The 26599-nt window shown below is 50.1% G+C and carries 19 protein-coding genes; 12 read left to right on the top strand and 7 right to left on the bottom strand.

Annotation, left to right across the window (positions count from 1 at the left end; all coding sequences use genetic code 11):
- The first annotated feature begins 113 nt into the window (after positions 1-113).
- The 4 genes from RS889_RS02295 (at position 114) to RS889_RS02280 (ending at position 5560) form a co-directional block, all read left to right on the top strand.
- Positions 114-1643, top strand: coding sequence for a carbohydrate porin (locus RS889_RS02295; RefSeq protein WP_315710878.1), 1530 nt, complete (start codon positions 114-116; stop codon positions 1641-1643).
- 81 nt (positions 1644-1724) lie between these two features.
- Positions 1725-3095, top strand: coding sequence for a sucrose-specific PTS transporter subunit IIBC (locus RS889_RS02290; protein ID WP_315709163.1), 1371 nt, complete (start codon positions 1725-1727; stop codon positions 3093-3095).
- A gap of 4 nt (positions 3096-3099) precedes the next feature.
- The gene (locus tag RS889_RS02285; protein WP_315709162.1) at positions 3100-4509 is read left to right on the top strand and encodes a sucrose-6-phosphate hydrolase; all 1410 of its coding nucleotides are present in this window, start codon (positions 3100-3102) and stop codon (positions 4507-4509) included.
- 31 nt (positions 4510-4540) lie between these two features.
- The gene (locus RS889_RS02280) at positions 4541-5560 is read left to right on the top strand and encodes a substrate-binding domain-containing protein (protein ID WP_315709161.1); all 1020 of its coding nucleotides are present in this window, start codon (positions 4541-4543) and stop codon (positions 5558-5560) included.
- Between the two features lie 45 nt (positions 5561-5605).
- Here the strand turns inward: RS889_RS02280 and exbD are convergent, their stop codons facing one another.
- Together exbD and exbB are read right to left on the bottom strand one after the other, a co-directional pair.
- Positions 5606-6028, bottom strand: a complete 423-nt coding sequence (exbD, locus tag RS889_RS02275; protein ID WP_021013300.1) for a TonB system transport protein ExbD — start codon at positions 6026-6028, stop codon at positions 5606-5608.
- 3 nt (positions 6029-6031) lie between these two features.
- On the bottom strand, positions 6032-6973 hold the full coding sequence (gene exbB, locus RS889_RS02270) for a tol-pal system-associated acyl-CoA thioesterase (protein WP_425475106.1): 942 nt from the start codon (positions 6971-6973) through the stop codon (positions 6032-6034).
- Positions 6974-7611: 638 nt separating this feature from the next.
- Here exbB and RS889_RS02265 point away from each other — a divergent pair.
- From RS889_RS02265 to RS889_RS02245, 5 genes are all read left to right on the top strand, one after another.
- Complete coding sequence (locus RS889_RS02265) at positions 7612-8589, top strand: TRAP transporter substrate-binding protein (protein ID WP_315709159.1); 978 nt, start codon at positions 7612-7614, stop codon at positions 8587-8589.
- A 68-nt stretch (positions 8590-8657) separates the two neighbouring features.
- Positions 8658-9164: a TRAP transporter small permease gene (locus RS889_RS02260; RefSeq protein WP_315709158.1), complete on the top strand. Its 507-nt coding sequence runs from the start codon at positions 8658-8660 to the stop codon at positions 9162-9164.
- Between the two features lie 14 nt (positions 9165-9178).
- Positions 9179-10471 carry a TRAP transporter large permease gene (locus RS889_RS02255; protein ID WP_021013304.1) on the top strand — a complete coding sequence of 431 codons (1293 nt, stop codon included), beginning with the start codon at positions 9179-9181 and terminating at the stop codon, positions 10469-10471.
- Positions 10472-10732: 261 nt separating this feature from the next.
- A complete protein-coding gene (gene metC / locus RS889_RS02250) occupies positions 10733-11926 on the top strand; it encodes a cystathionine beta-lyase (protein WP_315709157.1) in 1194 nt (397 codons plus the stop codon).
- A 182-nt stretch (positions 11927-12108) separates the two neighbouring features.
- Complete coding sequence (locus tag RS889_RS02245) at positions 12109-12768, top strand: DedA family protein (RefSeq protein WP_021013306.1); 660 nt, start codon at positions 12109-12111, stop codon at positions 12766-12768.
- A 21-nt stretch (positions 12769-12789) separates the two neighbouring features.
- Here the strand turns inward: RS889_RS02245 and RS889_RS02240 are convergent, their stop codons facing one another.
- The gene (locus RS889_RS02240) at positions 12790-13668 is read right to left on the bottom strand and encodes an AraC family transcriptional regulator (RefSeq protein WP_425475130.1); all 879 of its coding nucleotides are present in this window, start codon (positions 13666-13668) and stop codon (positions 12790-12792) included.
- Between the two features lie 312 nt (positions 13669-13980).
- Between RS889_RS02240 and yqhD the strand changes: the two genes are divergently transcribed.
- Positions 13981-15144: an alcohol dehydrogenase gene (gene yqhD / locus RS889_RS02235; protein ID WP_315709155.1), complete on the top strand. Its 1164-nt coding sequence runs from the start codon at positions 13981-13983 to the stop codon at positions 15142-15144.
- 79 nt (positions 15145-15223) lie between these two features.
- Here the strand turns inward: yqhD and RS889_RS02230 are convergent, their stop codons facing one another.
- The gene (locus RS889_RS02230; protein ID WP_315709154.1) at positions 15224-16855 is read right to left on the bottom strand and encodes a Na/Pi cotransporter family protein; all 1632 of its coding nucleotides are present in this window, start codon (positions 16853-16855) and stop codon (positions 15224-15226) included.
- Between the two features lie 323 nt (positions 16856-17178).
- Here RS889_RS02230 and RS889_RS02225 point away from each other — a divergent pair, with 323 nt between their 5' ends.
- Complete coding sequence (locus tag RS889_RS02225) at positions 17179-18633, top strand: DASS family sodium-coupled anion symporter (RefSeq protein ID WP_315709153.1); 1455 nt, start codon at positions 17179-17181, stop codon at positions 18631-18633.
- Positions 18634-18743: 110 nt separating this feature from the next.
- Here RS889_RS02225 and metH read toward each other — a convergent pair whose 3' ends face one another.
- Positions 18744-22430 carry a methionine synthase gene (metH, locus tag RS889_RS02220; protein ID WP_315710877.1) on the bottom strand — a complete coding sequence of 1229 codons (3687 nt, stop codon included), beginning with the start codon at positions 22428-22430 and terminating at the stop codon, positions 18744-18746.
- Positions 22431-22624: 194 nt separating this feature from the next.
- On the opposite strand from metH, the gene iclR reads away from it, so the two are divergent.
- Complete coding sequence (gene iclR / locus RS889_RS02215; protein ID WP_021013312.1) at positions 22625-23452, top strand: glyoxylate bypass operon transcriptional repressor IclR; 828 nt, start codon at positions 22625-22627, stop codon at positions 23450-23452.
- A 17-nt stretch (positions 23453-23469) separates the two neighbouring features.
- Here iclR and aceK read toward each other — a convergent pair whose 3' ends face one another.
- Complete coding sequence (gene aceK / locus RS889_RS02210) at positions 23470-25224, bottom strand: bifunctional isocitrate dehydrogenase kinase/phosphatase (RefSeq protein WP_315709152.1); 1755 nt, start codon at positions 25222-25224, stop codon at positions 23470-23472.
- Positions 25225-25271: 47 nt separating this feature from the next.
- Complete coding sequence (gene aceA, locus RS889_RS02205) at positions 25272-26582, bottom strand: isocitrate lyase (RefSeq protein WP_021013314.1); 1311 nt, start codon at positions 26580-26582, stop codon at positions 25272-25274.
- Positions 26583-26599 lie beyond the last annotated feature (17 nt).

The raw sequence follows: 26599 nt of genomic DNA, 5'->3' as shown, positions 1-26599 counted from the left end.
CTGGTAAATTCGCTTGCTAATTCACTGGCTCAACCTTTATTTTCGTTTTGCATAACCGGTTTAGCAATTTAGCAAAACAATATAGTTCCAATTAAAAAGAGAACACCATAATGATGAAGCCACGCTATCTCGCCATAACACTAGGGCTAATCTTCTCTGCCCCTTATGTATCAGCCGCCAGTGCTGACAGTATTGAAGCCCGACTGAACGCACTGGAACAACGTCTGCAACAAGCGGAGCAACGCGCACAACAGGCTGAAGCCAGAGCCGATGCCGCGGAAAAAGAGGCCCAGACGCTGACTGCCCGCACTGAACAGGTAGAGCAGACCGCCAAACAGATAACCCAGCGTACCGAAACGCTGGCCAGCAAAAGCAATTTTGCCGACGGATTCGAATTTCATGGTTATGCCCGTTCCGGGTTGTCCATTAACGACTCAACCACCAGCTCCAATGCCGATATAGGACCCAGCATGACCCCCGCCGGAAGTACCGGTGGTTATGTCGGCCGTTTGGGTAATGAAGATGACACTTATCTTGAGATGAAGCTGGAGCACAAAACCAAGCTGGACAATGGCGCCACCACTCGCTTCAAGGTGATGATGGCTGATGGCCAGCGCAGCTATAACGACTGGACCGCGTCTTCCAGCGATCTGAACGTACGCGAAGCGTTTGTGGAACTGGGTTCCCTGCCGACCTTTACTGGCGCGTTCAAGGGCACCACGTTATGGGCCGGTAAACGTTTCGACCGTGATAACTTTGATATCCATTGGCTCGATTCCGATATCGTTTTCCTGGCAGGGACGGGAGGCGGTATCTATGACATACAGCCCGTGGACGGCTGGAAAACCAGCGTTTCAATTTATGGACGCAGTCTGGGGGACATCACCTCACTGGATAACGAAATTCATAACTATGTGTTAACCAGTAACAACAGGATCGGGCCATTCCAGTTTATGCTGAGCGGCTTGAGCGCCAAAAACAATAACCGTCGCGAAACCAGCGACGTGGACCTGAGCACATCGGTGACAAACGTTAACGCGGGTGACAAGGGTTATCACACGATGCTGGCCTGGCATGGCGACAGTTTCTATGGGATGCGTGACGGAACATCCAAAACTGCCGTGCTATATGGACACGGGCTGGGGGCAGAAGTGAAAAATGTCGGTTCGGACGGTAACCTGACACAGGATGCAGATACCTGGCGACTAGCGACCTATGGCACCACAGCACTGAACAAAACCTGGAGCTTCGCACCCTCAATTCTGGCGCAAACCAGTAAAGACCGTTATGTCAAAGGCGATAACTATCAATGGGCCACCTTCAACGCGCGCTTCATTCAGGGAATCACAGAAAACTTCGCGCTGGCTTATGAAGGCAGCTATCAGTATATGGATCTTAATCCTCAGGGATATTTATCGCGCAATCATGTAAGTGGTGGATTTTATAAGCTGACATTCGCACCAACGTTCAAAGTCGGCGATATTGCCAATTTCTTCAGTCGGCCGGAATTGCGTTTGTTCGCAACCTATATGAACTGGGATAAACGTCTGGATAATTACTCCACCAGTGACGCCTTCGGTTCGACGGGCTTTACGGCAGGCGGTGAATGGAACTTCGGTGTCCAGATGGAAACCTGGTTCTGATGATTAACCGGATGCTGGTCGGCGCTCAGCAGCTCACCAATATCGTTACTAATACGTCCCTGATTGATAAAGAGGAATACCATGGATATTAAAGCCATTGCGGCTTCCCTTATCCCCCTGCTGGGTGGAAAGGAAAACATTGCCAGCGCCGCACACTGTGCCACACGTCTGCGTCTGGTTCTTAAGGATGACAATCTGGCAGACAAAGCCGCCATTGAGAAAGTCGAAGGGGTTAAAGGCTGTTTCCAAAATGCCGGACAAATACAGATTATTTTCGGCTCCGGGCTGGTGAATAAAGTCTATGCCGAATTCATCAAGGTGGCGGATGTCAACGAGTCCACTACTACAGAAGCGGCAACACTGGCGGCACAGAAACTTAATCCGTTTCAACGCCTCGCTCGTCTGCTTTCCAATATTTTTGTACCGATCATCCCGGCTATTGTTGCTTCTGGCCTGCTGATGGGACTGCTGGGCATGATCAAAACCTACGGCTGGGCAGATGCCAACAGTGCTATCTTCATTATGTTGGATATGTTTAGCTCCGCTGCGTTCATCATTCTGCCTATTTTAATCGGCTTTACCGCTGCGCGGGAATTTGGTGGCAATCCCTACCTCGGTGCCACACTGGGCGGTATTTTGACCCATCCGGCATTGACCAACGCCTGGGGTGTCGCTGGCGGTTTCAAAACCATGTCACTGTTTGGCATGGATATCGCCATGATCGGCTATCAAGGCACGGTGTTCCCGGTACTGCTGGCAGTCTGGTTTATGAGTCTGGTTGAAAAACGGCTGCGAAAGGTCGTTCCCAATACGCTGGATATCATTGTCACCCCCTTCCTGACCGTGATTATCTCCGGCTTTGTCGCCATGCTGCTAATCGGTCCGGCGGGCCGTATGTTGGGCGACGGTATTTCAATGGTGTTAAGCACGCTAATCACCCATGCAGGATGGCTGGCCGGTCTGTTGTTTGGTGGCCTTTACTCCGTTATTGTCATCACGGGTGTTCATCACAGCTTCCATGCCATTGAGGCGGGATTACTGGGAAACCCCAATATCGGCGTGAACTTTTTGCTGCCCATCTGGGCGATGTCCAACGTGGCGCAAGGCGGTGCCTGCCTGGCCGTTTATTTCAAAACCCGCAATGTCAAAATCAAGGCTATTGCACTACCGTCAGCCTTCTCTGCCATACTAGGGATTACAGAAGCAGCAATCTTTGGTATCAACTTGCGTTTTGTAAAACCATTTTTGGCGGCCCTGGTAGGCGGAGCGCTTGGCGGTGCCTGGGTGGTTGCCAATCATGTGAACATGACCGCCGTCGGCTTAACCGGCATCCCCGGATTGGCTATAGTTCAGGCGGGATCAATTCTGAACTATCTGATTGGCATGCTGATAGCATTCGGGGTAGCGTTTACCGTTTCATTACTGCTGAAATATAAAACAGATAGCGAATAATATAATGAAGGAAATCCACTTATTAAAACAGATGGTTCACGCTCTGATGTCAGGCCAATCCCGCCAGACATACGACCCATACCGTCCACACTGGCACTTGTCACCAAGCGTCGGATTGCTCAATGATCCAAATGGATTTGTACAGCACAAAGGGCGTTATCATCTATTTTATCAGTGGAATCCTTTCGCCTGTGCTCATGGTGCCAAGTGCTGGGGACACTGGAGTTCTACTGACCTGGTTCATTGGCGTCACGAACCCGTGGCGTTGGTGCCAGGGGAAAGCTATGAAAGCCACGGTTGTTACTCCGGTTCCGCCGTGGTGGAGAACGATGCTCTGGTGCTGATCTACACCGGTAATGTCAAATACGAGGATGGATCACGTACTGCCTACCAGTGTCTGGCGCGGGAAAATACCGATGGCGAGTTTGATAAACTTGGCCCGGTGTTAACACTGCCGGAAGGCTATACCGGGCATGTCCGTGACCCAAAAGTCTGGCGCCACAATAACGGTTGGTACATGGTGCTTGGGGCGCAAAGTAAAGACTTACAGGGAAAAGTGCTGCTTTATCGCTCTGACGATCTGCATACCTGGCACTCTCTGGGTGAAATTGCCGGTTCCGGTCTGGGCGGCCTGGATAACTTTGGTTATATGTGGGAATGCCCGGACCTTTTCGCTATCGATCAACACGATGTACTGGTTTGCTGTCCACAAGGGCTTGTCGCGGAAGAAGAACGCTACCTGAATACCTTTCAGTCGGGATATTTCATCGGCAAACTGGATTATGAAACCGGTGATTTCCCGCATCAAGAGTTCCACGAGCTAGATAACGGCTTTGAGTTTTACGCGCCCCAGACCACGCTCAGTCACGATGGGCGTCGTCTGCTGTTTGGTTGGATGGGTATCCCCGATCAGAATGAGTTCCATCAGCCCACACTTTCCCACGGCTGGATCCATACCATGACCTGCCCACGGGAACTGACATTGCATGAAGGGCGGCTGTTTCAGCATCCCGCCCGGGAGTTGCAAATTCTGCGTAACCAGCAACACATCTGGCAAGGTGTAGCAAATTACGCACCGGTACTACCCGCCAGTAGTGCCGAGCTGGTGCTAGACTCGCAGGGAGAGTTTCAGCTCAACTTTACTGACTTGATGGTGCTGTGTTGGGACGGAGAACGACTGACCCTCAACCGCCGTAATCTGCGCAGCGGCGAACCAGAGCACCGTTATTGGCACGGCAACCTGAGTCATTTACAGATCCTCTGTGATCGCTCCAGCATAGAGATCTTTATCAACCACGGTGAAGCCGTGATGTCCGCTCGCTATTTTCCCACCCGCGACGCCACCGTTACATTTAGCGGTCCCGGTAGGTTGACGCTCCAGCACTGGTTGTTAGCGCCATGCGTGATAGAATGATGCCTTCTTCTTTTCCAACACAGATATTGCGGTGAAACAAACTAAGCGCGTAACAATCAGTGATATTGCCAAACTGGCGGGCGTCTCAAAATCGACAGCCAGTCTGGTACTTAATGGCCGCAGTAAAGAATTTCGCGTGTCGGATGAAACCCGCGATCGCATTATTGCCCTGGCGCACCAACAACGTTATCAACCAAGTATTCATGCTCGTTCGCTACGTTCAAACCGCAGCAACACACTGGGATTGGTCGTGCCAGAAATGACCAACTATGGTTTTGCGGTCATTTCACGCGAGCTGGAAATGTTATGTCGTGAAGCTGGGCTACAACTGCTGATTGCCTGTACCGACGAGAACGCTGGTCAGGAAATGATGGCGGTCAACAACCTGCTCCAACGTCAGGTGGATGGTTTGATTGTCGCATCCAGTATGTTCAGCGACGTGGAATATCGCAAAATTAACCAACAATTGCCGGTGGTGCAGTTTGACCGTGTCATTGGTGATTCTGATCTGCCCCTGGTGGTTACCGAATCTGTCGAATCAACGGCGGAACTGGTGGAGAAAGTGGCCAGACAGCATCAGGATGAATTCTATTTCATCGGTGGTCCGTCACGGATATCCCCGACACACGATCGTCTGGCGGGTTTTAAGCTGGGTCTGGAACGCGCCGGTATAGCGTGCCAGCCTGAGTGGATTATTCACGGTAGCTATCATCCCAGTTCCGGCTATGAAATGTTCGCCCAACTATGCGCTAGTCTGGGTCGCCCACCCAAAGCGCTATTTACGGCTGCCTGCGGTCTACTGGAAGGGGTTTTGCGTTATCTGAACCAACATAATCTGATGGATAGCGACCTGCGGTTATGCAGCTTTGACGACCACTATCTGTTTGATTGCCTGCCGTTGAAGATTGATACCGTGGCGCAGGATTGTGAAACGCTGGCCCGCAACAGTTTTGACATGATTACCACACTGATTGATGAACGCCCGCTGGAGCAGAGCCGGATTTATGTGCCGACCCATATCCATTGGCGCCATCCTGATTCACGTGGATAAGCGCCTAAATAACAAGCGCAAAAATCTTTCAGACAACACGCCTCATTAGTGGGTGGCTTTTTCCACGCCAACCAGACCAATCTTGAGATAACCCGCGCTGCGCAGTGAGTTCATAACTCGCATTATGGTTTCATAATCCACACTTTTATCCGCCCGGAAAAAAATCGTGGTGTCTTTGTCAGCTCGGGTTTTAACATCAAGCACCTGCGCAAGCGCCTGCTCAGGTACCGGGTCATCCCCCAGATAAAGCTGATTATCTGCTTTTACGGTCAAATAAACTGGTTTTGCCGGCCTGGGTTGTGGTGCTGCCGAAGACGCCGGTAAATTGACACGAATATCCACGGTAGCCAGCGGTGCCGCTACCATGAAAATGATCAGCAGCACCAGCATGACATCAATAAATGGCGTCACGTTGATATCATGCATTTCACCATTTTCATTCTGATCGTCGTTCAAATGCATGGCCATCGCTTAACCCGCCCGCCGTTTCTGCGCTGATGACGTCATCTTACTCTCGATGCTATCGGCAATATCCAGGTCACGGCTCTGTAACAGCAGAATTTGTGCCGCCACATCTCCGACAATCGCCTTATAACTGGCTATCCAGCGAGCAAATATGTTGTAGATCACCACTGCCGGGATCGCCGCAACCAGACCAAGCGCCGTTGCCAGCAGTGCTTCTGCAATGCCAGGTGCCACAACTGCCAGATTGGTGGTCTGGGTATGCGCGATGCCAATAAAGCTGTTCATGATCCCCCATACCGTACCAAATAAGCCGATGAATGGCGCAATCGCCCCAACCGTAGCCAGATATCCGGTACCGCGCCCCATATACCGACCTGTTGCAGCCACACAACGCTCCAGACGGAATGCCGTACGCTCTTTGATCCCGTGGTTATCATCAGATAGGTCTGACAAGACCAATTCGTTTTGCGCATCCGACAGCAATCGCAGAGCGACACTGTCCGGTGCGAAAGTACGGGCGGTATCCGCAGCATCATCCACTGTTCTAGCCTCTTTCAACGCCAGATGTTCATCGTGAATACGACGTTTGGCTTTCATCAGCTCGATACTTTTACCAAAAAAGATTGCCCAGGTAATGACCGATGCCAGCATCAGACCAATCATTACCACTTTTACCACGAGGTCGGCGTGCTGATACATACCCCAGACCGAGAGATCCATCTGCATCAGATTGCCTGAAGCATCCGCTCCCGATGGCAGTTCCAACGCAGACACCACGGCATCTTTGTTGATTACCGGTATGGAAGGAGTGGCGGCAAACGCACTGCCACCCAATCCCGCCATCAGCAGGATAACCACTACACCACGAGAAAATGCGCTCAACGCGTGACCTGTGCCTTTCCAGGCTGATGCGAACGGTTGAGTCATGTTGTTGCCAGCCGTATACACGCTGTACCTCCACCTATCATCCAATGCCAGTCATGTAATAAATCAGCGTAAAATAATACCAAAGCCTGAATTAATTGATAGTAGTTCTCATTATTATCTACGCATTTTTCTGACAACCCGCTATCACCATAACGCCTGGCTCAACATCCTGAACAGAGTCGCTGGCTTACTGTAGCGCTTGATGAAAGCATGCGTTAGCGGATTTTGTGTATTCTGCAACGTCGTATATCTAACGATTTTTATTCTGTGATCGTTATTAAGTTATTACACCATTTATGATAAAAATTCGACAAGTTATCCATTAGCAACAATTAATGGCACACAAATAAAATCATTAATAATCAATTAATTATTAATAAATCATCATAGAGCATCAAGATTAACACCACTTTAAACAGCATTTCTTATCATGTTTTGCTTTTGTGATACCTGTCATTCTTCAAAGTTGTATAATAGGTTAGCTTGCTTATCTACAAATGAGGATGCAGCGCAATAAATTAAGCCTTACCTGGCAAATCTCATCGCATGCCTCATTTTTCATGTCAGTATTTTATGACCTTTGTATGACATAAAAAATAAAAACGTACTCATTCTATTTACAGTAATACCTATTACCCATCACCTCTGGAGGTAATCTGATGAAGTTATCCAAGACGTTAATCAGTTTGTGTTTAAGTTCTACCGTGGTGTTAATGAGTCATTCGGTTATTGCGCAACAAATTAAAGCTGCTGATGTTCATCCTGAAGGTTATCCAAATGTGGTTGCGGTACAACACATGGGAGAAAAACTTAAAGCAGCAACTAACGGAAGATTAGAAATAAAAACCTTTCCAAGTGGTGTGTTGGGTGATGAAAGGCAGATGATAGAACAAGCACAATTGGGTGCCATTGATATTATCCGCGTTTCCATGACGCCAGTAGCGGCTATTCTACCGGACGTTGAAGTATTTACCTTGCCCTATATTTTCCGCGATGAAGATCATATGCATAAGGTATTAGACGGAAAAATAGGTCAGGAAGTAGGAGATAAAATTACCAATAGTCCTAAATCAAAACTGGTCTTTCTGGGCTGGATGGATGCGGGTACTCGTAACCTGATAACCAAAGACCCGGTAACCAAACCGGAAGATCTGAAAGGGATGAAAATCCGCGTCCAGGCCAGTCCTGTATCACTGGCGACCCTGAAGGATATGGGAGCCAACTCGATTGCGATGGGTGTCAGCGAAGTGTTCAGTGATCTGCAAACCGGTGTTATCGACGGCACAGAAAACAACCCGCCGACATTTGTTGCCCATAATTATATGCCGGTCACCAAGAATTATACCTGGAGTCGTCATTTCATTATTCCAGAAGTATTCCTCTACTCAAAAATAAAATGGGATAAATTGTCTAAAGAAGATCAGCAACTTATTCTGAAACTGGCCAGAGAAGCACAGCAAGAACAACGGGTATTGTGGGCAGATTATAATACAAAATCACTGGAAAAGATGAAAGCTGGTGGTGTGAAGTTCCACGATATTGATACTGCCGCATTCTATAAAGCGACACAACCGGTACGCGATCAATTCGGTGCCAAATATCAAGGTTTGATAAAAGCCGTTGCCGACGTGAAATAATCTATCGAGTGGGTAAGTTATTTTAATTTACCCACCCATTATTTGCTGTCTGTAGGTGAGAATATAATATGGCCCGTATATATATTTCAGCCATGGATGTACTGTACCTGATTGCTATGTGGGTATCTGGGTTAGCATTATTCATTATGACGTTAATTATTCCAGTAGGTATCTTTTTCCGTTATATCATGAATGACGGTATTTCCTGGCCAGAACCCATTTCTATTCTTTGCATGGTAACGTTCACCTTTGTTGGTGCAGCAGTGAGTTATCGTGCCTGCTCGCATATTGCTGTCTCCATGCTGGTTGATCGGTTACCGGATGTCGCCAAAAAAGCCTGTAAATTCCTGTCAGATATACTGATGCTGCTAATTTGCCTGTTCATTATCTATTACGGTTCACTACTCTGCCTGGAATTATGGGATCAACAGATTGCCGAGTTCCCCATCATCTCTGCCGGACAAACCTATCTACCGCTGCCCATTGGTTCATTTATAACGATGCTGTTCGTCATTGAACGTATTTTATTTGGCTCACAGGATAAGCGTCCTGTGGTCATGCTTGGCAACGCCTAACGGAGCCTGTCACCATGGATGCATTTATCTTGCTTGCGACGCTGGCGGTATTGCTGGCAGTTGGGGTACCAGTGGCCTATGCCGTTGGCTTGAGCGCACTGGTTGGCGCGTATTGGATCGACTTGCCGCTGGAAGCGATCATGATTCAAATCGCCAGTGGTGTGAATAAGTTTTCCCTGCTGGCAATTCCATTTTTTATTCTGGCAGGCGCCATCATGGCGGAAGGCGGTATCGCCCGTCGGTTGGTGAACTTTGCCTATATATTTGTCGGTTTTATCCGCGGTGGCCTGTCTCTGGTCAATATTGTCGCCTCAACGTTCTTTGGTGCCATTTCAGGTTCTTCTGTCGCCGATACGGCCTCTATCGGTTCGGTAATGATCCCGGAAATGGAAAGAAAAGGTTATCCCCGTGACTTTGCCGCTGCCGTGACGGCGGGCGGTTCGGTACAGGCTATTTTGATTCCCCCCAGTCATAACTCGGTTATTTATTCGCTTGCCGCAGGCGGTACGGTATCCATTGCCTCGCTGTTTATCGCCGGGATATTACCAGGCATCCTGCTCGGTTTAACCATGATGCTGATCTGTATCGGCTTCGCCCACAAACGTGGCTATCCCAAAGGCGAAGTAGTTCCGTTCCGTAAAGCGGTGAAAATCTTCCTCGATACATTATGGGGGTTGATGACCGTCGTGATCATCATGGGCGGTATCCTCTCCGGTATTTTTACCGCCACCGAGTCCGCTGCCATTGCCTGTCTATGGTCATTCTTCGTCACCATGTTTATCTATAAAGACTATAAATGGTTCGAATTGCCCAAACTGATGTATCGAACCGTTAAAACAGTCACTATCGTCATGATTCTGATTGGTTTTGCGGCTTCTTTTGGCGCGGTTATGACCTATATGCAGTTACCAAGCCGCATCACCCACTTCTTCACATCCATTTCCGATAATAAATATGTCATCCTGATGTGTATCAACCTGATGTTGTTGGTATTGGGGACACTGATGGACATGGCGCCGTTGATCCTGATACTCACGCCAGTGTTACTGCCGGTTGCCGTTTCACTCGGTATCGATCCGGTACACTTCGGGATGATCATGATGATAAACCTCGGCATTGGACTGATTACGCCACCAGTAGGATCCGTGTTATTCGTTGCCAGCGCCGTCAGCAAACAGAAGATCGAAAACGTCGTCAAAGCCATGATGCCTTTCTATATCGGCCTGTTCACGGTACTGCTGTTGGTAACCTATATCCCAGAGATTTCACTCTGGTTGCCTCGCCTGTTTGGTGTCCATACCGGTTAACCCTCTTCTCACTGCATGCATTAACTTGCCCGTTTTCGATAAAAACGGGCTTTTTTGTTTTTATCGCGCGGGACAGACAGCATGAAGTCCCTACAACAAACCACACTGACAGCAAGAGTGTCCGTTTTTACGAGTGAACGGAAAAGCGTCCCCACAGGCTGTGCCAGCCGTGATAACGTAAGGACTTGTCAATAATGATATGCCACGGTTCTCCTGAATTCAGGGACGGCAAAGATTACTCAGCAACAGGCGAAAACAGGTATGAAAAGCAAAAAAACCGCTACGGCGTTGATAGCCGCCGGACGAAGCAAAAAATTTACGCATGGTTCCGTCAACCCCGTCATTCAGCGGGCGTCTTCTTTAGTCTTTGATACGGTCGAGGAGAAAAAACACGCCGCCATCAACCGCACCAAAGGCGCACTGTTTTATGGTCGTCGCGGCACGCTGACTCACTTTGCTTTACAGGACGCCATGACAGAGCTGGAAGGCGGCGCCGGTTGTGCGCTCTATCCCTGTGGCGCTGCGGCGATTGCCAACGCCATACTGGCTTTTGTTTCTGCCGGGGATCATCTGCTGGTTACCGGATCAGCCTATGAACCAACGCAAGATTTTTGTAATAAGGTGCTGAACAGAATGAACATCAGCACTACCTTTTTTGATCCCATGATCGGTGATGACATCGCATCATTGATTCAACCCAACACCAAAGTAGTGTTTCTGGAATCGCCTGGGTCCATCACGATGGAAGTACAGGATGTTCCCGCCATTGTCGCGGCGGTTCGTCGCATAAACCCGGAAATTATCATCATGATTGATAACACCTGGGCGGCGGGCATACTGTTTAAAGCACTGGATTTTGGTATTGATATTTCCATTCAGTCCGGCACGAAATACATTGTGGGCCATTCTGACGCGATGCTCGGCACGGCAGTAGCCAATGCCCGCTGCTGGGATCAACTGCGCGAACAGTCTTACCTGCTGGGACAAATGGCAGACGCCGATACCGCTTATATGGCCAGCCGTGGGTTGCGGACACTGGCCCTGCGCTTGAAACAGCATCAGGAAAGCAGCCTTCGTATCGCCCACTGGCTCGCTGAACGTCCAGAAGTCGCGCAGGTCAATCATCCGGCCCTGCCCGGCTGTAAAGGTCACGATAACTTCGTGCGTGATTTCAGTGGCTGTAATGGACTGTTTTCATTCGTTTTAAAATCAAAACTCAACCAGGATCAACTATCGAACTACCTTGACCATTTCAGCCATTTCAGCATGGCTTATTCCTGGGGCGGGTTTGAATCACTGATTCTGGCTAATCAGCCGGAAGAACTAGCCGCTATTCGGCCAGCCGGTGGAGTGGACTTCAGCGGTACACTCATCCGCTTACATATTGGATTGGAGGATTGTGACGATCTGATAGACGATCTGACCGCAGGTTTCATAAGAATTAAGGAAATGTGACGCCTCTATCCCTTCAGCCTTGATTCAGCTGCGGCACGGGGGGTAATGCGTGTATCATGGAAGCAATAATGATGATTATAAACTTATCTTTTTCCCCTATTCTGGCCTGGTATCGATTCACCAGTAATCAGAAGCGCTCAGTCGCTGTTTAAGGGGTTACAGCAAACCAGACAGGAAGCAATATGAATGTAGTTCATGAGATTATTCAGGCTCTGTGGCAGCAGGATTTCGACGCGTTGGCCAATCCTCACGTTATCTGGGTGATTTACAGTATTCTTTTTACTACACTGTTTTTGGAAAATGGTTTGCTTCCCGCCGCTTTCCTGCCAGGCGACAGTCTGTTATTGCTCACTGGTGCCATGATTGCAAAAGGTGTAATGCACTTTATCCCGACAATGATCCTGCTGACGATAGCCGCGAGCCTGGGTTGCTGGTTCAGTTATCTGCAAGGCCGCTGGTTGGGTCATACACGGCTGATGCAAAAATGGCTACGGCAGTTACCCGCGCATTACCACCAGCGTGCCTACCATCTTTTTGACCGTCATGGTTTGATGGCATTGCTGATCGGCCGTTTTCTGGCCTTTATCCGCACATTACTGCCCACCATCGCTGGCCTTTCCGGATTAGACACGATGCGTTTTCAGTTCTTCAACTGGCTCAGTGGTTTTCTCTGGGTATTTGGTATCGTCTCTCTGGGCTATTCCATGAGCCATATTCCCCTGGTACAACGCCATGAAGCGCTGGTTATGTCAGCGTTGTTCATCATGCCGCTAATTTTGCTGATGAGCGGTCTGGTGGGGATGTTGATCGTACTGTGGCGAAAAAAACGCACGGTTGCCTGATCTACAATAGCGAGTGGTTCCCTAGCTACCTTCTCCCACCCAGTTGCCAGCCCGCAGACGTGATACTTCATTGCCGGGCGTGGTTCCAAAGTAACGTTTAAATTCACGGCTGAATTGCGAGGGACTTTCATACCCCACACGAATGGCGGCCGTTCCCGCTTTCAGCCCATCATGCAACATCATAAGGCGCGCCTTATGCAGCCGGTACGATTTCAGATATTGCAACGGCGACGTGTTGGTTACTGCTTTGAAGTTATGGTGAAATGCCGACACACTCATGTTAACTTCCATGGCCAATTGTTCTACCTTCAGGTTATCAGCGTAGTGATTTTCTATCCGCCGCAGCGCTTTAGCAATCTGGCTGAAATGCGTGTGACGATTAACCAGCGCCTGTAATACATCACCACAAGCACCGCACAGGGCGTGATAAATAATTTCCCTGACAATACCGGGTCCCAACACTCTGGCATCCCGTGGATTTGTCATCACATCCAGTAACCGTTCTGTTGCACACAGCATGGCATCCGTCAACCGAACACTGTTGACGCCCGAAGTCTCAGCCCGGGTTTTATCCGCACAAGCATCATCACCAATGTCGATCAGTAAATCCTGCAGAATCTGGATATCCACCCGGACAGACACCCCCACCAGCGGTTGCTCCAAACTGGCGAACGTTTCACACTCAAAAGGCAACGGAACCGTCATCAACAGGTAGTTTTCCGGATCGTAACGAAAAACTTTACTCCCCAGATATCCCACTTTGTGTCCCTGAAAAATAACCACAATGCTAGGGTCATACATCACAGGCGTACGTCCGTGATGGCTATCAGAATAGATAATATTTACCTGCGGAACCGGAGATGGCGTAACCCAAGCGCCACCCTTACCCACAAACTGCATGGCCTGTTTGACCAGTCGATTATATGTACTATCGTTTCTCATATGCTCATCTCTTCCCGCAGAAGGGAGTAAAATGACATATCACCGTCATGGAATCATCATTTTCTCTCTTTTTTTGTAGAAATAGGCAAAAAGAGAACAGGAATGAGCATTGTATGAAAATGACAGGTTACCGAGAATAGGACACCTGACAACATCACCATTGATACCCAAACGCTATTGTCGGATATCCATCACCAGCAGGTATGTATAAATAAGATCAATGTGCTGCCTGCCATTCTGCAACAAGGCTTTAAACTGGATAAATAACCTATGCAAAATTTTACGCTTCATACCCCAACAAAAATTCTGTTCGGTGAAGGCCAAATCGCCGGACTGGCTAATGAAATTCCCGCTGATGCCCGAATCCTGATTACCTATGGCGGCGGCAGTATTAAACATAACGGCGTGTTGGATCAGGTACATACTGCGTTACATGGTCGTAACGTGCTGGAATTTTCCGGCATTGAACCTAATCCAACCTATGAAACGTTGATGAAAGCCGTTGAACTGGTGAAAAAGGAAAAAATCGGTTTCCTGTTAGCGGTTGGCGGTGGCTCCGTTGCGGATGGCACCAAGTTTATTGCGGCGGCAGCCAACTATACCGCGGCAGAAGATCCGTGGCACATTCTGCAAACCCGTGGCGCTCATATTAAAAGCGCCATTCCACTCGGTGTCGTGCTGACCTTACCGGCGACCGGCTCCGAATCCAATAGTGGCGGAGTTATCACCCGAAAATCCAGCGGCGACAAACAGGCTTTCATGAATCCGCTGGTTTGCCCGCGATTTGCCATCCTCGATCCAGTGACGACATATACGCTGCCAGAACGGCAAATAGCCAACGGTGTGGTAGATGCTTTTGTGCATACTGTTGAGCAATATCTGACCTATCCGGTTGATGCCAAAGTGCAGGATCGCTTTGCTGAAGGGCTGCTGTTGACACTGATCGAAGAAGGCCCGCGCGCACTGAAAGATCCCAAAAACTATGCGATTCGCGCCAACGTGATGTGGAGCGCTACCATGGCACTGAATGGTTTGATCGGCGCGGGCGTACCGCAAGACTGGTCAACACATATGCTGGGTCATGAAATCACAGCTATGCATGGATTGGATCACGCCCAAACGCTGGCTATCGTTCTGCCAGCCATGTTGAACGAGCGTAAAGCGCAAAAACGACAAAAACTGCTGCAATATGCCGAACGTGTCTGGAATCTGCGCGACGGTAGCGAAGAGCAACGCATCGACAGCGCTATCGCCGCCACCCGTGATTTCTTCGAGAAAATGGGGGTTCCTACCCATCTCTCTGCCTATCAGCTCGACGGCAGTTCCATTCCGGCACTGGTCGCAAAACTGAAAGAACACAACATGACCGCATTGGGCGAACACCATGATATTACGCTGTCAGACAGTCAACGCGTCTATGAAGCTGCCCGTTAATTTGCCCACTCACTGGGCACCCAAAGCAGAGTAACCCAATCTCATATAACGGAAAGCGCGGGGGATCATCCCCCGCGGCTTACACTTCACGCTCTTCATCGTCTTCCTGTGACAGCGTCAGCACATTATAAGCGACCGCACAAAACAACGAGTTCAGACGGTTCATATCCCCCAACAACCCAAGATGCAATGAACTGGTTTCCAGACTTTGTACATTTTGCTGGTGCAGTCGATCCACATGCGCATGGGCATAACGGCGGTTGAGAATACGAAAACGGTGTTTGGCACGGCGTAACCGTCTGGCGCTAGCCACATCCCCAGACAAAAATACCGACAGTCCAAGACGCAAGTTGGTCACCAACTGCTCATGCAAATGATTCAACTCGGTCAACCCTTGTGCGGAAAACGCACGCTGGCGTCCCATTGCCCCTTGGACGACATCACCGACAATGCGTTCGATAATATCGCCAGCCTGCTCCAGATTTAGTGCCATTTCAATGACTTCTGCCCAGCGTTGAGAATCCCGCTCATGTAACCCGGTTTTCTCAATCTGGGCCAGATAGAGCTTAATGGCGTTGTACAGCACATCCACGTCGTCGTCCAATTTGCGGATTTCACGTACCTGCTGACGGTTCCCCTGCAACACGTCATGATACATATTGAGCATCTGCTCGAGCACATCGCCAATCCGCAACGTTTCGCGGGCAGCGTTTGTCAGCGCCAGTACGGGTGTGTCCAACGCGCTGATATCCAGATGTCGGGGATGAAGACGGGGATCAATTTCCTGTTCAGTGGTAATCAGATTGCTGCACAGTTGCGCCATTCGTCCGGCAAAAGGCAGTAACAACACACAGCGGATCAGGTTATAGAACAGGTGAAAATAGATAACCAGCTCTTCACTCGCAAGTGGAATACGGGCCAGACCATCAGCCAGATAACCGATGGCAGGCAATGCGGGCAGACAACCAATCAGCTTAAATAACATACTGCCCAACGCAACCTGGCGCGCCGCCGGGCTTTGTGTACTGGCATTCATCAGCGTTAGCACACCACTTCCCAGGTTCGCGCCTATCACCAGACACAACGCGACTTCCAGCGAAATAACATGGCTGGCGGTAAGTGTGGCGGTTAACAACACCGCAGCCAGACTGGAGTAGCTGATTACGGCAAACACAGCACCGACCAATGCATCCAGCATCACATCCCCGGTCAACGAGGAGAACAACACCTTCACACCTGCGGTCTGGGTAATCGGGGTAGCGGCTTGCACAATGAGCTCAAGCGCCAGCAGAATCAAACCTAATCCGATAGCAACTCGCCCAAGCTGACCCGCATGGGTTTGTTTACGGCTCAGGAAAAAAATAACCCCCAGAAAAATCAACAGCGGAGAAAGCCAGGACAAATCAAACGTCAGGACCCGCACCATCAGCGCGGTCCCAACATCGGCACCCAAGATAATCACCAGTGCCGGGGCCAGTGCGATCAACCCTTGTGACACAAAAGACGTGGTCAATAATGCAGTGGCATTACTGCTTTGAACCAATGCCGTGACGCCCATGCCCGCCATAAAGGCCAGCGGTTTTTTATCAACGCTATCGCTGATTACCCGGCGCAAACGGGAACCATACACCCGCATAATGCCGGTCCGCACAATATGCGTTCCCCATACCAACAAAGCGATAGCAGAAAGTAAGTGCAACAGAGTTAACACAGAGCAATAATCCCATCCAATATAAAAACATAACAATAAAAACAGCCTGTACCACCAGGAATGATCTCCTCGCAGATACTGGCATTATGATGCGTGTTGGCTATACCATCCGCCCCAGAGATTCCACCTCAGTCTGACAGACCACCCTTTATTGTGAAAATTCATTTGCACAAATAACGGTAAAATTTTCGAAATGCCCGCCCAAATCAACAAGTGGCTATTTTTCGCTTTTTAGGATTTAAGTTAGCGCTATTCTGCGCACATACCTAACTTTAAAGCGTTAGCGTATTAGCAAACGTTTCCGACCTCAGCAAGGAAAATGGATGAAGACCAAAACATCATATGGCCTGAACTGGCTGCCTTTAGTGATTATCCTGATAATTGCCGTTATCTTTTGGCATATCACCCCACCGACAGGACTAAAACCAGCGGCCTGGCATTCGGCTGTCATTTTTGTCTCTACCATTATCTGTATTGTGGCCAACGTATTACCCATCGGGGCCATCGGTATTATCAGTATCACTTTGTTTGCTCTCACCTATGCCGCAGGCGATACCACCGCGAGTGCCTCCATCCAAACGGCGCTGAGTGATTTGAACAGCTCACTCATCTGGCTGATTGTCGTCGCATTCATGATTGCCCGAGGATTTATTAAAACCGGTCTGGGACGCCGTATCGCACTACAAATGATTCGTATGCTCGGTAAACGGACGCTGGGCCTGGCCTATGGTCTGGCATTTGCGGATCTGGTGTTGTCGCCGGCCATGCCGAGTAACACCGCCCGTTGCGGCGGGGTAATCTATCCGATTGCTGACTCACTGGCCCGTAGCTTTGATTCCAAACCGGAAGATGCATCCCGCAGTAAGATTGGTACCTTTTTAATTACGTGTATCGGTAACGTTAACGACGTCACCGCCGCGATGTTTATGACCGGTTACACCGGTAATCTGCTAGCGGTAAAACTGGCGGCTAACGCCGGTATTACCATCACCTGGGGTAGTTGGTTCGTGGCAGCGGTAGTGCCTTGCATGATTTCCCTGCTGCTGGTCCCATGGTGCGTTTATATCCTGGTCAAACCGGAAATCCGCCATACGCCGGAGGCACCGAAGCTGGCCATTTCCGAACTGGATAAAATGGGCAGAATGAGCCGGGGAGAATGGCTGATGGCCGCCACAGTATTGATCCTGCTGGTATTGTGGATTTTTGGTAGCGTACTGGGCGTGAATGCCACCACCGCGTCCTTTGTCGGCTTGTCCATCTTGCTGTTAACCGGGGTATTAAACTGGGAAGACGTCAAGAGTGAAAAAGGTGCCTGGGACACGCTGATTTGGTTCGCCGCACTATTAATGATGGCCAATCAGCTGAAAAGACTCGGTTTTACAACCTGGTTTGGTGATCTCATCGGTAGCAACATCAGCCATATGATGGGGAACACCAGTTGGGTACTGGTACTGTTGTTACTCAATGCCGCCTATTTCTATACTCATTATTTCTTTGCCAGTGGTAATGCACAGATTGCCGCTCTGTACGCAGTATTCCTGGGTGTCGGTATCAGTCTGCATATCCCGGCAGCACCGATGGCGATGATGCTGGCTTTCACCAGTAGCCTGTACTGCTCACTGACACAATATACCCACGCTCGCGGTCCGATTCTGTTCGGGTCTGGCTATGTGCCTACCGTCGTCTGGTGGAGAACCGGGTTTGCTATCAGTCTGGTTAACCAGGCAATTTTCATGTCCGCTGGCCTGCTGTGGTGGAAAGTGATCGGCCTGTATTAATACCCGACAAATAAAACGTAGACGGGCACCGTAGGGTGCCCGTTCTATGCCATATACCGCCAGCGCATTCTCTCTGATATCTGCCTGCCATCCGACGTCCTGGTAAAATATTAATCCGCGTCATACCCCAGATTCGGGGCTAACCAGCGTTCAACTTCACTTACCGTCATCTGCTTGCGCAGGGCGTAGTCTTCCACCTGATCGCGCTGAATCTGTGCTACGGCAAAATACTTACTTTCAGGGTGGCTGAAATACCAGCCGGATACTGAGGCACCCGGCCACATGGCATAGGATTCCGTCAACTTCATTCCTGCTTGATTGTCCACATCCAGTAGCTGCCAGATGGTAGCTTTCTCGGTATGTTCCGGGCACGCTGCATACCCCGGAGCCGGGCGGATACCCTGATAATTTTCACGAATCAGCTCATCGCTACCAAGATTTTCATTCGGCGCGTATCCCCAGTAAACCTTACGTACTCGTTCGTGCAAATATTCGGCAAAGGCTTCCGCCAAACGATCCGCCAGCGCTTTGAGCATGATCTTGTTGTAATCATCGTGTTGCGCTTCCCACTGTTCCGCCAGCAGATCTTCTTCCAACCCACCGGTAACGGCAAATGCTCCGATATAGTCTGGCTTTCCACTGGATTTCGGGGCGACAAAATCGGCCAGACAATAGTTAGGGAAGTCGATTTTTTCGGTTTGCTGGCGCAAATGATGGCCTACCGCACGTACCTCATTGCGATGCTCATCAGTGTAAATCTCAATATCATCACCGACACGATTGGCCGGAAATATCCCGACCACACCACGAGGATTGAGCGCTCCCTCTGCGGCCAATGAATCCAGCATGGCATTCGCGTCGGCAAACAACCGTTTGGCTTCTTCACCCACCACATCATCTTCCAGAATGCGCGGATATTTGCCAGCCAGCGACCAGGTCATGAAGAACGGTGTCCAGTCAATATAGTTACGCAGGGTTTCAATGCCGGCGGAAACCTGCTGTACACCAAGTCGATGCGCCACTGGCGGCGTGTAATTTTTCCAGTCGATGGCCTGGGCATTATCCCGTGCCGCTTCCAATGACACCGGCGGTGTACGTGGTTTTTTACGACCATGCTGAATGCGCACCGTTTCATACTCTTTGCGGATACGGGCGACAAATTCGTCGTGTTGCGTGTCTGACAGCAACGCCGATACGACCCCGACGGAACGTGAAGCATTTTGTACGTAGACGGTTGGACCACTGTAGTTTTGTTCTATCTTCACCGCGGTATGCGCTTTGGATGTGGTGGCACCACCGATCAGCAACGGCAGCGTAAAGCCCTGCCGTTCCATTTCTTTTGCCACATTCACCATTTCATCCAGGGATGGCGTGATCAACCCCGACAACCCGATAATATCGACGTTCTCTTCCCGTGCGGTTTTCAAAATCTTATCGGTGGGAACCATCACACCCAGATCGATAATCTCGTAGTTATTACACTGCAACACGACACCCACAATGTTCTTGCCGATATCATGTACATCGCCTTTAACCGTTGCCAACAGGATTTTCCCGGCGGTGGAACCTTTCGCCTTGCTGGCTTCAATAAAAGGTTCCAGATAGGCTACCGCCTGCTTCATCACTCGAGCGGACTTCACGACTTGAGGCAGAAACATTTTCCCGGCGCCGAACAGATCGCCCACCACATTCATACCATCCATCAGCGGCCCTTCAATCACCTCAATCGGGCGTTCTGACTGTTGGCGTGCCTCCTCGGTATCCTGCTCAATAAATTCGGTAATCCCTTTGATCAGAGAATACTCCAGCCGTTTTTTCACCGGCCAGCTACGCCACTCGTGTTGCGGTTTATTGCTGTCACCCTCGGATTTGCTACCACGGTATTTTTCCGCCAGACCCAGCATCTGTTCCGTTGCATCGTTGCGACGGTTAAGAATCACATCCTCCACCGCATCACGCAGCTCGGCGGGTAAATCATCATAGATCGCCAACTGACCTGCATTCACAATCCCCATATCCATACCATTACGGATAGCGTAATACAGGAATACAGCGTGTATGGCTTCACGAACCGGATTATTGCCACGGAATGAGAACGACACGTTAGACACACCACCGGAAATCAACGCGTGCGGCAATTGCGCTTTAATGTCGGCACAGGCTTCAATGAAATCAACGGCATAGTTGTTATGTTCGTCAATGCCGGTCGCCACGGCAAAAATATTGGGGTCGAAAATAATATCTTCCGGAGGGAAGCCAATCTCTTCTGTCAGGAGGCGATAGGCCCGGCGACAAATATCAATCTTGCGGGCCCGGGTATCCGCCTGCCCTACTTCATCAAACGCCATCACGACAACGGCCGCGCCATAGCGTCGTACCAATTTGGCGTGATGGAGAAAAATATCTTCCCCTTCCTTCATGGAAATCGAGTTGACGATACCTTTGCCCTGAATACATTTCAGCCCGGCTTCGATCACCTCCCATTTGGAAGAGTCAATCATGATGGGGACGCGGGCGATATCCGGCTCACCGGCAATCAAATTGAGAAAACGCATCATCGCCGCTTTGGCATCCAGCATTCCCTCATCCATGTTGATGTCGATAATCTGTGCACCGCTTTCCACCTGTTGGCGGGCCACTGCCAGCGCTTCGTTATATTTTTCTTCTTTTATCAATTGTTTAAAACGAGCCGAACCGGTTACATTGGTACGCTCACCAACATTGACGAACAGCGTGTCATCAGCGATGTTCAAGGGCTCCAGCCCTGCCAGACGACAGGCTACCGGAATGGTTGGCAGCGGCCGCGGTGCCACACCTTCCACGACTCGGGCGATAGCGGCAATATGCTGCGGCGTAGTACCACAGCACCCACCCACAATATTTAAAAACCCGGCGCGCGCCCATTCACCAATCTGCTGCGCCATCGCCTGTGCATCCAGGTCGTACTCGCCAAACGCATTGGGCAGACCCGCGTTAGGATGCGCGGTGACATAACATTCGGCAATACGCGCCAATTCCGCCACATACTGTCGTAACTCATCCGGCCCCAGCGCACAGTTAAGACCAAACGACAACGGCCTGGCATGACGCAGTGCATTGTAGAATCCTTCCGTCGTCTGGCCAGACAGCGTACGGCCGGAGGCGTCGGTAATCGTGCCAGAAATCATCACCGGCAGCGTGATACCCAACGCCTCAAATTCGCTTTCTACCGCAAATACCGCTGCTTTGGCATTTAGCGTGTCAAAAATGGTTTCGAGCATAATCAAATCGACACCACCCTCGATCAATGCGCGGGTGGATTCCCGGTAAGCATCAACGAGTTGATCAAAGCTGACATTGCGGAATGCCGGGTCGTTCACATCTGGTGATATTGAGGCAGTGCGGTTGGTTGGCCCAAGAACACCCGCGACATAACGCGGTTTATTTGGTGTCCGTGTACTCCATTCATCGGCACAGGCGCGTGCCAATCGGGCGGCAGCGGTGTTAATCTCAGCCGACAACGCCGCCATGTCGTAATCGGCCATGGCAATGCGGGTCGAGTTAAAAGTATTGGTTTCCAGAATATCGGCACCCGCTTCCAGGTAACCATCATGAATAGCGGTAATCACATCCGGCTTAGTCAGCACCAGCAGGTCATTGTTGCCTTTCAGATCGCTAGGCCAGTCAGCAAAGCGGGTGCCGCGATAATCCTCTTCCTGCAAATGATAACTCTGGATCATGGTTCCCATGCCACCATCCAAAATCATAATACGTTGTGCCAACTGCTGTTGTAATTCGTTTAACCGATTCGTCGCCATCATCTTTTCCAGTCGTCAATCCCCATCGCCACTGCGAAGGTCTATCCTAGCACAAGTTCACCACCTGCCAGCCCCATGCCAGATGAGAGTTTCTCAGTTATTGACACCAACTTATCAGGTGTTGCAGAAGAAGGTTGCAATCTCTGAAAAAAAAACGAAAATCAATTCCATTATATGAAAAAGGAACCGAGATCATGACGCCACCAGAGCCAGTCAAACGAGGAAAGAAACCCAGAGCCACTACCGTGACAGCTCAACCCGCAGGACAGGTACAATCACTGACACGTGGTCTGACCCTGTTGGAATACATTGCCAAGGCAAATGGCAGTATCGCCTTGACTGATTTGGCTCAGCAGGCCGGTTTACCCAATTCCACTACTCATCGGTTACTGAGCACTATGCAGCAACAAGGCTTTGTCCGTCAGGTGGGTGAACTGGGATTATGGACCATTGGCGCTCAGGCGTTTGTGGTCGGCAGTAGCTTCCTGCAAAGCCGCAACTTACTGACCATGGTGCATCCAACGCTACGCAAACTGATGGAAAGCTCAGGGGAAACCGTCAATCTCGCGGTGCTCGACCATTCAGATTATCAGGCCATCATTATCGATCAGGTACAATGTACCGCGCTGATGCGGATGTCTGCCCCCATCGGCGGTAAGTTGCCCATGCACGCCTCTGGCGCTGGCAAAGCCTTTTTGGCCAGCCTGCCGGATGACAAGATCTCACAGCTACTGCATAAAAAAGGATTACACAGTTACACGCCACACACCTGCAATTCGCAGAATTTAAAGGAAAATCTGGCGCAAATACGCAAGCAGGGTTATTCGTTTGACGATGAAGAACACGCGCTGGGGCTACGTTGTGTGGCCGCCTGTATTCTGGATGAACATCACGAAGCCTTTGCCGCCATTTCGATCTCCGGCCCGATATCCCGAATCACAAATGACCGCACTACTGAATTGGGTGCGCTGGTCATCAAGGCGGCTAAAGACATCACTTATGAATATGGTGGCATACGCTAACGGCATATCACTCAGTATCAGGCAGCACTGACTCGTGGCCCTATCGGTACAGCATTACGCTGACTAAAACGTTTTCTGCGCCGATAGGCATAAACATCTTCAATATGCCCCTCACGGATGCGCTGCTGTAACGCCCGCCAGTAATCCGCCTGAAACAGATCGCCATGAATCTCTTCAAATAGCAACGACAAGCGGCGATCGCCACACAGAAACAGGCGAAACTCCTCCGGGAACACATCATTTGACGCCACGCTGTACCAGGGCTCAGCCGCCAGTTCATCTTCAGGATAGCGTGGGGGGGGAATATCACGGAAATTCACTTCCGTCATGTAGCAGATCTCGTCGTAATCGTAGAATACGACCCGCCCGTGTCGGGTAATACCAAAGTTTTTGAACAACATATCACCAGGGAAGATATTTGCCGCAGCCAACTGCTTGATAGCATTACCGTACTCTTCAATCACATCCCGCAGTTGCTGTTCGTTCGCCTGCTCCAGATAGATATTCAGTGGCGTCATGCGGCGTTCCATATACAAATGGCGAATGATCAGTTTGTCGCCTGAATATTCCAGTTTCTCCGGTACTTCTCTTTGCAATTCCGCCAGCAGTTCCGGGCTGATACGGCGCTTTTCGATCACGAAATTTTCGTACTCCTGCGTATCCGCCATACGCCCAACCCGATCGTGCTCCTTCACCAAGCGATAACAGGCCCGAACCCGTTCCTCATTTACCTCTTTCTGCGGGGCGAAATGATCTTTTATCACTTTGAACACGCGGTCAAAGGCCGGTAAGGTGAATACCAACATGACCATACCTTTCACACCCGGCGCAATAATGAATTGCTCCTCCGAATCCGCCATATAATTCAGATACTCGCGGTAATATTCGGTTTTGCTGTGCTTCTGGCATCCTATCGCCAGATACAGTTCCGCCGTAGTTTTGCCGGGCAGAATATCGCGCAACCAAGCCACCAGCGCAGACGGCAGTGGCGCATACACCATGAAGTAGGAACGCGCGAAACCAAACACAATGCTGGCTTCCGCCTGCGTCGTCAGGCAAGTATCAATAAACAGGGCTCCATGCTCACTATGGTGAATCGGCAACAAAAAAGGGAATACACCATCAGGCAAATACAGTTTTCCCACCAGCCAGGCAGCTTTATTACGATAAAACAACTCGTTGGCTACCTGTAATGACGCCTGCGATAATGAGTCATCCGCAAAATCCTGCTGTAGCGCGTCCACAATATAATCAATGTCGCGGTCCAGATTTTCCCACGGTAAACGCAACGGCAAATCCGTCAGAAGCTTTTTCAACATGACCGGCCAACCGTCGGTTGGTGTAAAGGTTTTTGCCAGGGGACGAGGAATTTCATGGAAACGTTGTTCTGGTTGCGAACTGAACACGAACAATTTATCCGGCGTCAGCTCGCGATGATTAAACAGGCGGCAATAAACGGAATTAAAGAAGCTTTCCGCAATTTCAAAACGTGGATAATCCGGCAGCAACGAGGTGTAAATCTGCTTTACCTGCTCGACAAAACCCGCGTCATAACACTGTGAACCGGTGATACACCCCAACTGTGCCACCACCAGTCCAACATGATGATCGTAAAGGTGGATCCGCTGCTTCATAGATTGCTGAACGGCTAACCAGTCGGCACGTTCAAAACGCTGCTGAGCACCGGCAGTGACTTCCAGAAAACGGCCATACTGCGCATCAAAACCTTGTAATATCGTCTGGGCTACCAAATGTTCCCGATCATGAATCATCGTGATCTCCATACGAATACGGCCAGCGCAAGGCTGGCCGTTCAAGATCAAAACTGCTGCTCTTCCGTTGATCCCGTCAGCGCGGTGACCGAAGAAGCCCCGCCCTGAATAATCGTCGTCACCTTATCAAAGTAGCCAGTACCCACTTCCTGCTGGTGTGAGACAAAGGTATAACCCTCCTGACTCGCGGCAAACTCAGGTTGCTGCACTTTTTCCACATAGTGCTTCATACCTTCGCCCTGGGCATAGGCATGGGCCAGATCAAACATGTTGAACCACATACTGTGAATCCCTGCCAACGTAATGAACTGGTACTTATAGCCCATCTCCGACAACTCATCCTGGAAGCAGGCAATAGTCCGGTCATCCAGATTCTTTTTCCAGTTGAATGACGGTGAACAGTTATAGGCCAGCAATTTGCCAGGGAATTTTGCATGAATGGCCTCGGCAAAGCGACGTGCCAACCCCAGATCGGGTGTCGAGGTTTCACACCATACCAAATCGGCATAAGGCGCATACGCCAGCCCACGACTGATGGCCTGTTCGACACCGGCCCGGGTACGGTAGAAACCTTCCACCGTGCGCTCACCGGTAACAAAGTCCTTATCGTAGTCATCACAGTCAGAGGTCAGCAGATCGGCCGCATCTGCATCGGTACGCGCAACCAACAGCGTTGGCACACCCAACACATCCGCCGCCAGACGGGCTGCCACCAATTTTTGGATAGCTTCCTGCGTCGGCACCAATACTTTGCCCCCCATGTGACCACACTTCTTCACCGAGGCCAATTGGTCTTCAAAATGGACTGCCGCCGCCCCGGCCTCAATCATGGATTTCATCAATTCAAACGCATTCAGCACACCGCCAAAACCCGCTTCAGCATCGGCGACAATCGGCAGAAAATAATCGGTATAACGCGGATCATCTGGCCCAATACCGTTAGCCCACTGAATCTGGTCAGCGCGCCGGAACGTATTGTTAATGCGCTGCACCACAGACGGTACCGAGTTGGCCGGATACAGTGACTGGTCGGGATACATACTGGATGCCAGATTGGCATCGGCGGCCACTTGCCAGCCGGAAAGATATACCGCCTCTAACCCGGCTTTGGCCTGTTGCAACGCCTGCCCTCCTGTCAATGCTCCCAGGCAGTTCACATAGCCTTTGCGTGACTTACCATCGTGCAGGAGTTTCCACAGTTTGGCCGCACCCAATTGAGCCAACGTACTTTCCGGGTTGACCGAACCGCGAAGATTAACGACATCTTCAGCGCGATAAGGACGGGTGATGCCTTCCCAACGCTCATTTTTCCACTCTTCTTCAATTTGCTGTATTTGTTGGGTACGAGAGGTACTCATAACGACTCTTCCTTTTA

The sequence above is a fragment of the Brenneria uluponensis genome, from assembly GCF_032395385.1.
Classification (GTDB): domain Bacteria; phylum Pseudomonadota; class Gammaproteobacteria; order Enterobacterales; family Enterobacteriaceae; genus Prodigiosinella; species Prodigiosinella aquatilis.
Note: the sequence above shows the minus strand (reverse complement) of the source record. Positions and strands in the feature narration are given on the sequence as shown.

Bases quoted from the DNA above. Each gene is read 5' to 3' on its own strand.
- RS889_RS02265 (WP_315709159.1), top strand. From the start codon at position 7,612: ATGAAGTTATCCAAGACGTTAATCAGTTTGTGTTTAAGTTCTACCGTG.
- aceK (WP_315709152.1), bottom strand. From the start codon at position 25,224: ATGATTCATGATCGGGAACATTTGGTAGCCCAGACGATATTACAAGGT.
- RS889_RS02255 (WP_021013304.1), top strand. From the start codon at position 9,179: ATGGATGCATTTATCTTGCTTGCGACGCTGGCGGTATTGCTGGCAGTT.
- RS889_RS02290 (WP_315709163.1), top strand. From the start codon at position 1,725: ATGGATATTAAAGCCATTGCGGCTTCCCTTATCCCCCTGCTGGGTGGA.
- metC (WP_315709157.1), top strand. From the start codon at position 10,733: ATGAAAAGCAAAAAAACCGCTACGGCGTTGATAGCCGCCGGACGAAGC.
- yqhD (WP_315709155.1), top strand. From the start codon at position 13,981: ATGCAAAATTTTACGCTTCATACCCCAACAAAAATTCTGTTCGGTGAA.
- RS889_RS02225 (WP_315709153.1), top strand. From the start codon at position 17,179: ATGAAGACCAAAACATCATATGGCCTGAACTGGCTGCCTTTAGTGATT.
- RS889_RS02260 (WP_315709158.1), top strand. From the start codon at position 8,658: ATGGCCCGTATATATATTTCAGCCATGGATGTACTGTACCTGATTGCT.
- RS889_RS02240 (WP_425475130.1), bottom strand. From the start codon at position 13,668: ATGCAGTTTGTGGGTAAGGGTGGCGCTTGGGTTACGCCATCTCCGGTT.
- RS889_RS02295 (WP_315710878.1), top strand. From the start codon at position 114: ATGAAGCCACGCTATCTCGCCATAACACTAGGGCTAATCTTCTCTGCC.
- exbD (WP_021013300.1), bottom strand. From the start codon at position 6,028: ATGGCCATGCATTTGAACGACGATCAGAATGAAAATGGTGAAATGCAT.
- metH (WP_315710877.1), bottom strand. From the start codon at position 22,430: ATGGCGACGAATCGGTTAAACGAATTACAACAGCAGTTGGCACAACGT.
- aceA (WP_021013314.1), bottom strand. From the start codon at position 26,582: ATGAGTACCTCTCGTACCCAACAAATACAGCAAATTGAAGAAGAGTGG.
- iclR (WP_021013312.1), top strand. From the start codon at position 22,625: ATGACGCCACCAGAGCCAGTCAAACGAGGAAAGAAACCCAGAGCCACT.
- RS889_RS02245 (WP_021013306.1), top strand. From the start codon at position 12,109: ATGAATGTAGTTCATGAGATTATTCAGGCTCTGTGGCAGCAGGATTTC.
- RS889_RS02285 (WP_315709162.1), top strand. From the start codon at position 3,100: ATGAAGGAAATCCACTTATTAAAACAGATGGTTCACGCTCTGATGTCA.